The sequence below is a fragment of the Microbacterium sp. LS_15 genome (assembly GCF_041954735.1).
Taxonomy (GTDB): Bacteria; Actinomycetota; Actinomycetes; order Actinomycetales; family Microbacteriaceae; genus Microbacterium.
Map to the genome: position 1 here is coordinate 1 of NZ_JAVAYD010000008.1, position 12,345 is coordinate 12,345.

13 protein-coding genes are annotated in these 12,345 nt (G+C 68.9%); 6 read left to right on the top strand and 7 right to left on the bottom strand.

Annotated elements, in window-relative coordinates:
- Positions 1 to 1,209, bottom strand: a 1,209-nt coding sequence (locus tag RAC69_RS11135; protein WP_375086866.1) for a hypothetical protein, incomplete at its 3' end; no start/stop codon positions are given.
- 63 nt (positions 1,210 to 1,272) lie between these two features.
- Positions 1,273 to 1,875 (bottom strand): PadR family transcriptional regulator, encoded by a 603-nt coding sequence (locus RAC69_RS11140; protein WP_375086867.1) that lies wholly within the window; start codon positions 1,873 to 1,875, stop codon positions 1,273 to 1,275.
- A gap of 161 nt (positions 1,876 to 2,036) precedes the next feature.
- Between RAC69_RS11140 and secA the strand changes: the two genes are divergently transcribed.
- Positions 2,037 to 4,847 carry a preprotein translocase subunit SecA gene (secA, locus tag RAC69_RS11145; RefSeq protein ID WP_375086868.1) on the top strand — a complete coding sequence of 937 codons (2,811 nt, stop codon included), beginning with the start codon at positions 2,037 to 2,039 and terminating at the stop codon, positions 4,845 to 4,847.
- A gap of 77 nt (positions 4,848 to 4,924) precedes the next feature.
- Positions 4,925 to 6,151 (top strand): pyridoxal phosphate-dependent aminotransferase, encoded by a 1,227-nt coding sequence (locus RAC69_RS11150; protein ID WP_375086869.1) that lies wholly within the window; start codon positions 4,925 to 4,927, stop codon positions 6,149 to 6,151.
- Here RAC69_RS11150 and RAC69_RS11155 read toward each other — a convergent pair.
- On the bottom strand, positions 6,075 to 7,313 hold the full coding sequence (locus RAC69_RS11155) for a CpaE family protein (protein WP_375086870.1): 1,239 nt from the start codon (positions 7,311 to 7,313) through the stop codon (positions 6,075 to 6,077). The two genes, RAC69_RS11150 and RAC69_RS11155, sit on opposite strands and share 77 nt — an antisense overlap.
- Positions 7,310 to 7,930, bottom strand: coding sequence for an SAF domain-containing protein (locus tag RAC69_RS11160; RefSeq protein WP_375086871.1), 621 nt, complete (start codon positions 7,928 to 7,930; stop codon positions 7,310 to 7,312). Before RAC69_RS11160 ends, RAC69_RS11155 begins: the two co-directional genes overlap by 4 nt.
- A gap of 98 nt (positions 7,931 to 8,028) precedes the next feature.
- Between RAC69_RS11160 and RAC69_RS11165 the strand changes: the two genes are divergently transcribed.
- On the top strand, positions 8,029 to 8,307 hold the full coding sequence (locus RAC69_RS11165) for a DNA-binding protein (protein WP_375086872.1): 279 nt from the start codon (positions 8,029 to 8,031) through the stop codon (positions 8,305 to 8,307).
- On the opposite strand, the gene RAC69_RS11170 is transcribed toward RAC69_RS11165, so the two are convergent.
- On the bottom strand, positions 8,295 to 8,906 hold the full coding sequence (locus tag RAC69_RS11170) for a hypothetical protein (RefSeq protein WP_375086873.1): 612 nt from the start codon (positions 8,904 to 8,906) through the stop codon (positions 8,295 to 8,297). The genes RAC69_RS11165 and RAC69_RS11170 overlap by 13 nt on opposite strands.
- A 127-nt stretch (positions 8,907 to 9,033) precedes the next feature.
- On the opposite strand from RAC69_RS11170, the gene RAC69_RS11175 reads away from it, so the two are divergent.
- Positions 9,034 to 9,420: an Rv3235 family protein gene (locus RAC69_RS11175; protein ID WP_375086874.1), complete on the top strand. Its 387-nt coding sequence runs from the start codon at positions 9,034 to 9,036 to the stop codon at positions 9,418 to 9,420.
- 24 nt (positions 9,421 to 9,444) lie between these two features.
- Complete coding sequence (locus RAC69_RS11180; protein WP_375086875.1) at positions 9,445 to 10,929, top strand: sensor histidine kinase; 1,485 nt, start codon at positions 9,445 to 9,447, stop codon at positions 10,927 to 10,929.
- A 69-nt stretch (positions 10,930 to 10,998) separates the two neighbouring features.
- On the opposite strand, the gene RAC69_RS11185 is transcribed toward RAC69_RS11180, so the two are convergent.
- The gene (locus RAC69_RS11185) at positions 10,999 to 11,247 is read right to left on the bottom strand and encodes a WhiB family transcriptional regulator (RefSeq protein WP_017203224.1); all 249 of its coding nucleotides are present in this window, start codon (positions 11,245 to 11,247) and stop codon (positions 10,999 to 11,001) included.
- Between the two features lie 233 nt (positions 11,248 to 11,480).
- Between RAC69_RS11185 and RAC69_RS11190 the strand changes: the two genes are divergently transcribed.
- On the top strand, positions 11,481 to 11,864 hold the full coding sequence (locus RAC69_RS11190) for a hypothetical protein (protein WP_375086876.1): 384 nt from the start codon (positions 11,481 to 11,483) through the stop codon (positions 11,862 to 11,864).
- A 3-nt stretch (positions 11,865 to 11,867) separates the two neighbouring features.
- On the opposite strand, the gene bcp is transcribed toward RAC69_RS11190, so the two are convergent.
- Entirely contained in the window at positions 11,868 to 12,341 is a 474-nt protein-coding gene (gene bcp / locus RAC69_RS11195; protein WP_375086877.1) for a thioredoxin-dependent thiol peroxidase, read from the bottom strand.
- Positions 12,342 to 12,345 lie beyond the last annotated feature (4 nt).

The window sequence follows — 12,345 nt, forward strand, 5'->3', positions numbered from 1 at the left end:
GCCCCACTGATCCTGGGGGCGCGACGAGTCGATGTCGCGCTGCGCGAGCTGCAGCGCCTCGGAGGCAAGGTGGGCCACACGGCGCGCGACGGCGAGGGCCTGCTCCCTCGTCTCCTCCGTGGGCAGCAGGTCCGAGAGGTCGACGCGCAGGCGCTCGGCCTCGGCGAGGCGGGTGCGGGCGTCGGCGCCGATCCAGCCGCGATGACCCGCGATGAGGCCGCGGGCCACGCCGAGCTGGCGGTCTGCGTCGTCGATCGCATGCTGCACCTGCTGGATGCTGGGGAGCGGGTGCTCGGCGCGATGGCGGGCGGTGGCGATCGCATCGTCGAGCGCCGTGTTCGCGGCCCGCAGCTGTGAGAGCTCGGCGAACGGGTCTCCGGGCGAGCCCGCGGGGGAGAGAGCGCTGAGCGCGTTCTGCAGGTCGGTCACGGCGGCCGCGACGGCCGGGACCTGGGGGGCGGTGCGCGCTGCGATGAGGTCGGAACGCGAGTCGGCGACGACCTCGGCGAGAGTCGACTCCGCCCGGAGGGCCTCGATCTCGAAATCCTCCACTGCGTCGAGCAGGGCGGACGCTCGGCGGGTCGCCTCGGTCGCGGTCTCCAGGGCGAGGTTGGCCTCCTCGTTCTGCTTCGCCTCGCGGCGGCGCTCCGAGACGTCGGCGCCATGCGTGGCGAACGCGATGAGCTGCTCCGCCTCCGCGGCGCTCGCCGTGATCTGATGCATGGCCGAATCGGAGTACCGGCTCGAGAGACGGGTGACGGTCGCATTCGTCTGCGGGATGCGCTCGCTCAGAGCCGCGGCATCCGCTCGCACCTGCGCGATGATCTCGGGAGCGCGCCGGACCTTCGCGACCGATTCCGCGAGATCGGCCGTCTTCTCGTCGAGGAGGTCCTGCGCCCAGTCGCACAGCTGCACGATGCGGGCATTGCGCGTGCGAAGCTCCTCAGGGGTGTCGGGGATCTCGTCGTGGTTCAGCTGGTGCAGCTGGAACGCCTCGCGAAGGTGTGTGCGCACGGCGGCGAGTGCCGTGCGGAGGTCGCTTGTGAGCGAATCGCCGAGCTCTGCCTCAGCGAACACCAGCTCGTCCGAGGTCGTGCGGATGCGCTCGTCGGCCGCGACGAGGGCCTGCTCGGCACGACGTGCCAGATCGGCATCCTGTGCGGCGAGTTCTTCCTGTTCGCGCTTGCGTCTGCCCCATATTCCAGCCATGACACAGATCCTAGTTTCCCGGGCATCGCGGGTGGCTGTGCATCCGCTTCAGGCGAACGGGGATCAGACGAGAGCGTCACGCTCCACACGCACCGGGCGACCGCGTTTGGGGCGGTCGACGTCGAGTGCGAGGGAGAGCGCGTGCTGAGGATGCTCGGCGAGACGGGCGCCGGCATGCTCGAGCCATCGTGATTCCGCCTCGGCCGCGAAGATCATCGAGTCCAGCACCAGGGAGTGCGCGAGATCCTCGGGGCCGCCACCCTCGCGTGAGGAGCGGAGCAGACGCAGCTCGGACAGACGACTCTCGACAGCGGCGCGCTCGGCATCGATCACGGAGGAGGCGTCGGCGCCGGGCAGGGTCGCCGCGAGTGCGACCTTGATCGCGAGCTCGTCGCGCGGGGCGAGAGGTCGCTCGGCGGGGCCCGACAGCCACAGTGCGACCTCCGCGGCACCCGCGGGCGTGATCTCCCAGTAGACGTGCCCCTGCGCGTCGGCGTCGTCACGGCCGACGAGACCGTCGCGCTCGAGGCGCTCCAGGGTGTTGTAGATCTGTCCGACGTTGAGCGGCCACACGGCCCCGGTGCGTCGGGCGAACTCGTGGCGCAGCTGATAGCCGTAGCACGGTCCCTGCGCGAGGATCGCGAGCAGGCTCTGACGCACGGACATGGGACCTCCTGGACTCGCGACCAATATACATACCGGGAAACGGGCATGCCGCGCGCCATGCAGGCGACGTGCAGGTCACGGCCCGGTAACATGACAAGGTATGCCTTGTGCCCCGCCCGATGGGCGGCGGCGCGGGACCCATCGACAGGGAGATGACATCTGTGGCCAATCCTCTTGAGAAGCTGCTGCGTGCCGGTGAAGGGCGGGTCATCCGTCGCCTGAACCAGGTCGTGAAGGCCGTGAACGCGCTGGAAGAGGACATCTCCAAGCTCACCGACGACGAGCTGCGCAACGAGACCGCCGAGCTCCGTGCCCGGTACGAGAAGGGCGAGACGCTCGACCAGCTCATGCCGGAGGCCTTCGCCGCCGTGCGGGAGGCCGCCCGTCGAACCCTCGGCATGCGCGCCTACGACGTGCAGATCATGGGCGGCGCCGCCCTGCACCTGGGCAACATCGCCGAGATGAAGACCGGTGAGGGCAAGACCCTCGTGGCGACGTTCCCCGCCTACCTGAACGCCATCGCCGGTCAGGGTGTGCACGTGATCACCGTGAACGACTTCCTCGCCAGCTACCAGGCCGAGCTCATGGGCCGTGTCTACCGCGCGCTCGGCATGAGCACCGGCATCATCGTCTCCGGTCAGACCCCGGCCGTGCGGCGCGAGCAGTACGCGTGCGACATCACCTACGGCACGAACAACGAGTTCGGGTTCGACTATCTGCGCGACAACATGGCGTGGCGCAAGGAGGACCTCGTCCAGCGTGAGCACTTCTTCGCGATCGTCGACGAGGTCGACTCGATCCTCATCGACGAGGCGAGGACGCCGCTCATCATCTCCGGTCCGTCGTCCGGCGAGGCCAACCGCTGGTTCGCCGAGTTCGCGAAGATCGCGCGCACCCTGGAGGCGGGGGAGGACTACGAGGTCGACGAGAAGAAGCGCACCGTCGGCGTGCTCGAGCCCGGTATCGAGAAGGTCGAGGACTACCTCGGCATCGACAACCTGTACGAGTCGGCGAACACCCCGCTGATCTCGTTCCTCAACAACTCGATCAAGGCGCTCGCGCTGTTCAAGAAGGACACCGACTACGTCGTGATGAACGACGAGGTCATGATCGTCGACGAGCACACGGGGCGAATCCTCGTCGGCCGTCGCTACAACGAGGGCATCCACCAGGCCATCGAGGCCAAGGAGGGCGTGCCGGTCAAGGCCGAGAACCAGACCCTCGCGACGGTCACGCTGCAGAACTACTTCCGCCTGTACGACAAGCTCGCCGGTATGACGGGTACCGCCGAGACCGAGGCCGCCGAGTTCATGTCGACGTACAAGCTCGGCGTCATCCCGATCCCGACGAACAAGCCCATGATCCGCAAGGACCAGTCGGACCTCGTGTACAAGAACGAGACCGCCAAGTTCGCGCAGGTCGTCGAGGACATCGCCGACCGCCATGCGCAGGGACAGCCGGTGCTCGTGGGAACCGTGAGCGTCGAGAAGAGCGAGTACCTCTCGCGGCTGCTGGCAAAGAAGGGCGTCAAGCACGAGGTGCTGAACGCGAAGAACCACGCTCGCGAGGCCGAGATCGTCGCGCGCGCCGGTCGGCTCGGAGCCGTCACGGTCGCCACGAACATGGCCGGTCGCGGAACCGACATCATGCTCGGCGGCAACGCCGAGTTCCTCGCCGTGCAGGAGCTGAAGAGCAAGGGTCTCGACCCCGTCGAGACGCCCGAGGAGTACGAGGTCGCGTGGGACGAGACCTACGAGTCGATGAAGGCCGTCGTCGCGGAGGAGGCCGAGAAGGTCATCGAAGCCGGCGGACTCTACGTGCTCGGCACCGAGCGGCACGAGTCGCGGCGTATCGACAACCAGCTCCGAGGCCGCTCCGGTCGTCAGGGAGACCCCGGTGAGAGCCGCTTCTACCTCAGCCTCACGGACGACCTCATGCGTCTCTTCCAGTCGGGGGCAGCCGAGGCCATCCTCTCGCGCACGAACTTCCCCGACGACGTGCCGATCGAGTCGGGACTCGTGTCGCGGGCCATCCGCAGCGCGCAGTCGCAGGTCGAGGCGCGCAACGCCGAGATGCGCAAGAACGTCCTCAAGTACGACGACGTCCTCAACCGCCAGCGCGAGGCCATCTACGCCGACCGCCGTCACATCCTCCAGGGCGACGACATCGCCGACCGCGTCCAGCACTTCATCGAGGATGCGATCAGCGGCGTCGTCCGCGACCACACCGGCGAGGGCCACAACGAGAGCTGGGACTTCGACGCTCTCTGGACCGAGCTCAAGACGCTCTACCCGGTCAGCGTGACCATCGACGAGGTCGTGTCGGAGGCAGCCGGACGCAAGGGCGGCATCACGGCGGACGGACTCACCCGGGAGCTGCTGTCGGACGCGAAGATCGCCTACGAGGCGCGCGAGGAGTCTCTCGGCGAGGCCGCGACGCGCGAGCTCGAGCGTCGCGTGGTGCTGCAGGTGCTGGACCGCCGCTGGCGCGACCACCTGTACGAGATGGACTACCTCAAGGACGGTATCGGCCTGCGCGCCATGGCGCAGCGCGACCCGCTGATCGAGTACCAGCGCGAGGGCTACGCCATGTTCCAGTCGATGATGGGGCAGATCAAGGAGGAGTCGGTCGGGTACCTCTACAACCTCGAGGTCGAGGTGCGTCGGGCTGGCGACTCCGACACCGCCGAGGTCGAGGCCAAGGGGCTCGCGGACGGGGCAGCCGAGCAGCGTCTCGAGTACTCCGCGGCGAACGACGCCGGCGAGGTCGAGGTGCGCAACGATCGCGGACAGGTGCAGCAGGCCGCCACGGATCGTCTGCGCCAGGCCGCGGCCCGGGCGCAGGCTCCGCAGCAGGAGGCACCCGCTCAGGAGGCGCCGCGTGGCGCCTTCGGGCAGCGGACGGATGCCGCGCCGGCGCAGCCCGCCGGCAACCGCGAAGAGCGTCGGGCGCAGGCCAAGAAGAAGAAATAGCGCGCGGTCGAGGCCGCCGCGAGAGGAGGGCCAGTCCGTGAGGATTGGCCCTCCTCGCGTCGCTGTAGGCTTGGCCGATGATACCTTCGCGCCACTTCGACCAGTCGTCGAAGCTCAAGAACGTCCTGTACGAGATCCGTGGGAACACGCTCGTCGAGGCGGCGCGGCTCGAGGCGGAGGGTCACCGGATCCTCAAGCTCAACACGGGCAATCCCGCGATCTTCGGGTTCGAGGCACCGCACCAGATCGTCCACGACATGCTCGCGGCCCTTCCGACGGCCCACGGTTACAGCGACAGCAAGGGCATCGTCTCCGCGCGCCGCGCGGTCGTGAGCCGGTACGAGCAGATCGACGGCTTCCCGCGGTTCGACCCGGAGGACGTGTTCCTCGGCAACGGCGTGTCCGAGCTCATCACGATGACCATGCAGGCGCTTCTGGACGAGGGCGACGAAGTGCTGATCCCGGCGCCGGACTATCCGCTCTGGACGGCGATGACGAGCCTCGCCGGCGGAACGCCGGTGCACTACCTGTGCGACGAGAACGACGGGTGGCAGCCCGACCTCGAGGACATCCGGTCAAAGATCACGCCGCGCACCAAGGCGATGGTGATCATCAATCCGAACAACCCCACGGGCGTCGTGTACTCGCGCGAGATCCTCGAGGGCATGGTGCAGATCGCACGCGAGCACGAGCTCCTGCTTCTCTCCGACGAGATCTACGACCGCATCCTCTTCGACGACGCCGTGCACATCCCCACGGCGACGGTCGCGCCCGATCTGCTCTGCCTGACGTTCAACGGCCTCTCCAAGACCTACCGGGTCGCGGGTTACCGCTCCGGCTGGCTGGTCATCACCGGGCCGCAGGGACACGCCAAGGGTTTCCTCGAGGGGATCAACCTCCTCGCCTCCACCCGGCTGTGCCCCAACGTGCCCGCGCAGCACGCGCTGCAGGCCGCGCTCAGCGGCGTGCAGTCCATCGACGCGCTGATCGCGCCCACCGGTCGGCTGCACGAGCAGCGCGACATCTCGTGGCAGGGACTCGAGTCGATTCCCGGAGTCTCGTGCGTCAAGCCGCAGGGTGCGCTGTACGCGTTCCCTCGTCTGGATCCGAACGTCCACGAGATCCGCGACGACGCGAAGCTCGTCTACGATCTCCTCGTGGCGGAGCACATCCTGCTCGTACAGGGGACCGGCTTCAACTGGGCCACTCCCGACCACCTGCGCATCGTCACGCTCCCGGAGCCGCGCGTCCTCGCAGAAGCCGTCGAGCGCCTCGGGAATTTCCTCGCGAGCTATCGGCAGTAGCCGCTCCCGGCTCGGGGACGAGCTCTGCGGCGAGGCGGCTGATGGCGGCGACGAGAGTCGATCGCGGGGCGACGTCGGAGATCGGTCGAGCGTGCAGCAGCGCGGCGTCCGTCGCGCGCTGGTCGAACGGCAGGAGAGAGACGCCCGTGATCCCGGCGAAGCGGTCGAGCGTGCTGCGGATCTGTCCGCGTGCGTCGATGCCCAGGGGACCGGGGCGCACCTTGTTGACCACGGTGTGAATCCTGGCTCTCGTCGCGAGTCGCCGAAGCTCGGCATGATCACGCAGGAACCGACTGATACCGAGCGGGTCGGCAGCAGCGACCGCGACGACGACGTCCGCCTCGTCGAACGCTGCCACGGTCGCGGCGTGACGGCGCGGCCCCATCACGTCGAAGGTGGCCTCGTCGTCGGCGTCGAAGGCCCCTGAGACGTCCACGACGCACTCCTCGGCCCATTCGCGACCTGCGGCGAGGGTCGAACGCACACGGCTCGACGACAGCTCCGCCCATCGGTCAGGGCGGCTGATTCCGGTGAGGACATCGATGGCGCAGCCACTCGTCGGCAGGGAAATCGCCAGCCGCGTGAGTTCTGCGTCGTCGAGTGCGCCCATCTCGGCGCGGCGGCACGCTGCGGCGATCCCCGGGGACTCGTCGCCGAGGCCCAGGAGCAGGGCGGTCGACGGAGCGACGGTGTCCGCGTCGATGAGCGCCGTCCTGCGTCCGCGGCGCGCGAGCTCGACGGCCAGCTGGACGGCGATCGTCGATCGCCCCGGTGCACCCTGCGGTCCCCACACGACGGTGATGCGATGAGGAGAGACAGCGGACCCGGCCGCCACGATCGGCGGCGCGTCGCTCTGCAGGACGGCGGCGACCTCCCACCCGCTCGCGGTGCTCGACAGCGCGGGCGCCAGCCCGTACCGGCCCAGCACGCGATTGTCGCGGCCGCCGAGAGGCACGATGCGAACTCCGGCACGATCGCAGGTCTCGACGAAGTCCGGCGTGAGCACCTCGCGGAGTGCCGGGACGAGTACAGCGCGGCACCCTGCGGGTAGAGAGAGGGGAGCATCCGCTGGCGCGACGGACGCTGCGACGCCCTCGACCTCCAGTTCCGCGACGAGTGCAGACGCACGGGGTTCGGGGATCGCGACGACGACGGAGATCATCGCGTGGCGCCGATCGGGATGATCGAGAGCGCCGCGCCGTCGGAGATCGCCGCGAGCACGGCGGCGACGTCTGATCGTTCGATCACGAGCTCGACTCCGGTATCCGAGGATGCGAGCACGCCCTCGTCCTCGACGACCGAAGCGACGGTCGCGGAGTCGACCAGGATGCTCGGAGGCTCGGGCACGGTGCCGTCCTCTGCCGCGCGAGACCGCCAGAGCTCGACCGCGCTGCCCACGACGATCCCGCCCGGCACTCCGGTGCCCGTCTCGATCACGACCGTGGTCGTACGTCGACTCTCCGCGTCGACGAGAGCGGACTTCGGAACGAGCTCGTCCGCGGCGAGGGTGCGCGATGCCACAGACCCGCCGTCCAGATCCTGGGGCGCGAGGTAACGATCGGTGATCGAGCTCAGATTCACCTCCACGACCTGGAAGTCGCCTGACCCGACGGCCTCGCCTTCGACGATCGTGCGCGTGGCCAGCAGAACGGGCGCGGTCGAGCCTGCCGATGAGACGACCAGCCAGACACCGGCGATCGACGCGGCGATCATGGCGAGCCCGACGAGGAAGCGGAGGTCGCCCCAGAACGCGCGACGACGCCGAGGATGTGAGGTCATGACGGCCATGCTCACAGATCGACGCGGTCACGACGCGGAGTTATCCACAGCGAGAGGGCGTCGGTGGTGCGCCTACGCGCCAGGGGGAGAATGGGAGCATGCCCGAGTCGACTCCGCCCGTCGCGCGCTTCCTCGCGCCGGCGCAGGTCGCTGAGCTGCTCTCGATCGAGATCGACGAGGTGATCGCGCTCGTCTATCAGGGGCGTCTTCGCGGATTGCGCCTGGGATCCCCGGCGCGCTGGCGCGTGGAGGAGACGAGCCTCGCCGGGTATCTCGCCGAACAGTCGGAGGAGGCGCGACGCATGGCGCTCTGGCGCCAGGCGAACGAGGCGAGCTTTCCCGAGATGTGGGGCGCGTCTCGCGCTCAGGGCATGTGATCGCCCGCGATCTGTACAGAATCCAAGGTCGAGAAGGGGAGGACGCGGAAGTCGCGGACGGCCGCGATCGTCCGGGCAGTGCCGGCGTCGTGCAGCGCGAGATCCAGGTGGTCCGCGCCTGCGCGGTCGATCGTCCCCTGCAGCTCGGAACCGTCCGAGCGGAAGATCCGCACCGCCATGCGTCGACGCGCGAGATCCCTCAGGACGAACCCGAGGGACATCCGTTCACGGAGCGCCGTGGCATCGGCATCCGCGGTGTCGAGGCTTGCGAGGAGCAGTCCGTGATCGACACCGAGCGAGCGGATCGCTGACAACGGCATGATCCTCGTCGACGGTGCCCGTAGCGCTCCATCGGCCTCGACCGTGGCAGCCGCGACCCAGTCGGCGCCGAGCGCCCGCAGACGGACGCGTACGCGAGCTCCGGAGGCGACGTCGACCACTGTCGTCGCCCCGGCACGACAGAGCATCCGCAGTCTGTCGCGGAGATCGAGGCGCGAGATGCGGAGCCGCTCCGACTCCGCATCGAGGGCGGCCCGCTCGCTCTCCCACTCCGAGGCGAGCTGACCCTCGAGGTCTTCGAACAGGCGATCCCAGTGCACTCGCATTACGGTAGGCGACCTGGTGCGGGCACGTACGAGTTATCCACATCGTTCGAGACGAGCCCCGGATCCGCGCTTGCGCGCGTGCTCTACTGACGGCAGTTTCCCGGAAGGAGAGTGCTGTCAGATGTCGCTTCACGAGTACTTCGGCCCGCAGCCGACGTCCCGCGCCGACCTGCCCGACCCCCACCCGCTGCTGCGCAGCATCACCCGCGGAGTGCTGGAGGTGCTCGCCGGGGTGAGGGAGGTGGATCAGCTCGCCCGGTGGTTCAGCGAGGAGGCCTACCGTGGGCTCGTGACCAGGGCGAACCTCTCCGCGCGTGCTCGCAGCGCGCGTGGTGTGCCTCCCGCGCGGCCCACGTTCGAGATCCTCTCGATCCGCACCTCGGAGCCCGTCGACGGCATCGTCGAGGCGGTCATCGTCGTGGCAGGGCCCGGCCGCACACGCGCGGTCGCCGCGCGCCTCGAAGGCCTCGACCGCCGCTGGCGCACGACCTCTCTGGCCATCCTCTGAGCCTGCGCGCTCTAGGCTGGAAGGGTGTCAACCCTCAGTGATCTCGCCCATGCCCAGGGGCTTCTGACCGACAACGACGTGGAGTGGCTGCATCGCCTCGCCGGCGACGGACAGCTGCTCGCGGACCTCTCCTCCGCCGACATCGTCGTCTGGGTGCAGACCGACGACGGCTCCTTCATCGCCGTCGCCCACGCGCGACCCAGTGGCGCGGCGACGCTGTTCTATCGGGACATCGTGGGTGAGCGCGTGCGCCCGCAATGGAGGACGCAGGTGCAGGGCGCGTTCGACTCGGCGGAGATCGTCGACTCCTCGTCGCCCGACTGGTTCGAGGAGACGCCCACGCGCGTGCGAGCGGTTCCCATCGTGATCGAGCGCAAGGATGCCGGGCGCGCGGCATCCGTCATCGGCGTCGTCACCCGCCACACGAATCTCGGAGAGGCGCGGACCCCGTCTCGTCAGCAGATCACGTTCGACGAGTGCGCGAACGACCTCTTCCGCATGATCGCCGACGGCAGCTTCCCCGACCTCGCCGCGCCCACCTCGCCCCGTCGTGGAGCGCCCAGGGCATCAGACGGCCTGATCCGCATCGATGTCGACGGCATCACGACGTTCGCGAGCCCGAACGCCCTCTCGGCGTTCAATCGCATGGGCTTCGACGACGAACTCGAGGGAGAATCGTTGGCCGAGGTCACGACTCGCCTCGTCCCGCCGTCCCGACAGGTCGACGAGTCCCTGCCGGTCGTCGTGACCGGGCGCGCGCCGTGGCGTACCGACATCGAGGCCCGCGGAGTGACGGTCTCACTGCGGGCCATCCCGCTCAAGGATCACGGCACCCGCATCGGCGCCATCGTGCTCTGCCGGGATGTGTCGGAACTCCGCCACCAGGAGCAGGAGCTCATCACCAAGGACGCGACGATCCGCGAGATCCACCACCGCGTGAAGAACAACCTGCAGACGGTGGCGTCGCTGTTGCGCATCCAGGCGCGGCGCACGCACTCGGACGAGGCGCGGGATGCTCTCACGCAGGCGATGCGCCGCGTCGACGCGATCGCCGTCGTCCACGACACGCTCGCGCAGGGCCTGACGCAGAAGGTCGACTTCGACGAGGTCTTCCACCGCGTGCTCAAGCTCGTCGCCGAGGTCGCATCGGCGCCCAACACGCGAGCCCGCACGCGATCGACCGGTCGGTTCGGGGTGCTCCCGAGCGAGTACGCCACCCCGCTCGCGCTCGCACTCACGGAGGTGGTCACGAACGCCGTCGAGCACGGCCTCGCGGGGCAGGAGGGCATCGTCGAGATCGATGCGGCCCGCACGGAGGAGAACCTGCGGGTGACGGTGCGCGACACCGGTCACGGACTCCCTGAAGGACGTATCGGCCAGGGGCTCGGCACACAGATCATCCGCACCCTGATCCAGGGCGAGCTCGGAGGATCGATCGAGTGGCGGGGGAGCGAGGGCGAGGGCACGGAGGTCGTGATCGACATCCCCCTGCGGTGGCTCACCGCCTGAGTCCTTTCACGAGAACGGCCCGAGACGATGTCTCGGGCCGTTTCTCATCGCGCTCGTGCGCGACGCGGTTCAGGAGGCGCGGCGGGCGCGAGCCGCGCGGCGCTTGAGGGCGCGACGCTCGTCCTCGGAGAGGCCGCCCCAGACGCCGGAGTCCTGGCTGGTCTCGAGGGCGTACTGCAGGCAGATCTCGGTGACCGTGCAGGTGGCGCAGACGGTCTTCGCCTTCTCGATCTGGTCGACGGCCGGGCCGGTGTTGCCGACCGGGAAGAAAAGCTCGGGGTCGACAGTCAGGCAGGCGGCTTTGTCGCGCCAATCCATGGGGGCTCCTCGGTGTGGGACTTGTGAGACGTCGCAGCGCGACGACTCGGATTTCGGGTCGCAGTTCGGGTTCAGCTACCCTGTTGAGATACGGACGGATGCCCGCATTCTGTGATGCGGGCACGAAGCCCGCCCCACGCCGCTGTGGGAGCACATGACGCTGTCTATTCTGTTACATGAAACCGGCGAAATCAAGGGTTTCTTCGCTTCTCATTCGATTCTCAGGAGACATCGTGCGCTCACCAGCCCTGGCTCGCGCCGCCGCCGTCGTTCTCGCTCTAGAGGGCCTCGCGCTGGTCGTCTTCGCTCTCATCGAGCTGGTCGGCCTCGGCGCGGGGGATGCCGCGTCGCTGCCGACCGCTCTGGCGCTCATCGTGCTGACACTGATCGGCGCAGCCGCTCTCATCGCGTTCGCGATCGGGGCCAACGCCGGGCGCTCGTGGGCGCGTTCGGGAGGGATCGTGTTCCAGGTCCTCGCCGTCGCCCTCGCGCTCGCGTCGCTCACGATCCAGCCGGTGCAGTGGCTCTTCACCCTCGCGGTCGGGGTGCCGGGCGCACTCGGCTTCGCGCTGCTCGTCGCCAGCGCCCGCGCGGAGAACCCGCGTCCGACGGAGTGAGGCTCAGGCGTCGATGCCGAGCTGCTTGCGCAGCCGCGCCACGTGCCCTGTGGCCTTCACGTTGTACTGGGCGAGTGTGATCGTGCCGTCCTCGTCGAGCACGAAGGTCGAGCGGAGGACGCCCTCGACGACCTTGCCGTAGTTCATCTTCTCGCCCCAGGCGCCGTAGGCGGAGTGCACGGCATGGTCGGGGTCGCTGAGGAGGGTGAAGGTGAGACCGTCGCGCTCCCGGAAGGCCGCGAGCGTGGACGGCTCGTCCCTCGAGATGCCGACGACGCGGTATCCGGCGCCCTCGAGCGAGGAGATGCTGTCGCGGAAGTCGCAGGCCTGCGTCGTGCAGCCGGGTGTCATGGCCGCCGGGTAGAAGTAGAGGACCGTCTTCCGGCCGCGGAGGTCGGGGAGGGAGACCTCGTTCCCGTCCTGGTCGCGGAGGGTGAAATCGGGGGCTGCGGATCCGGTGTCGAGGCGCTCAGTCACGCTC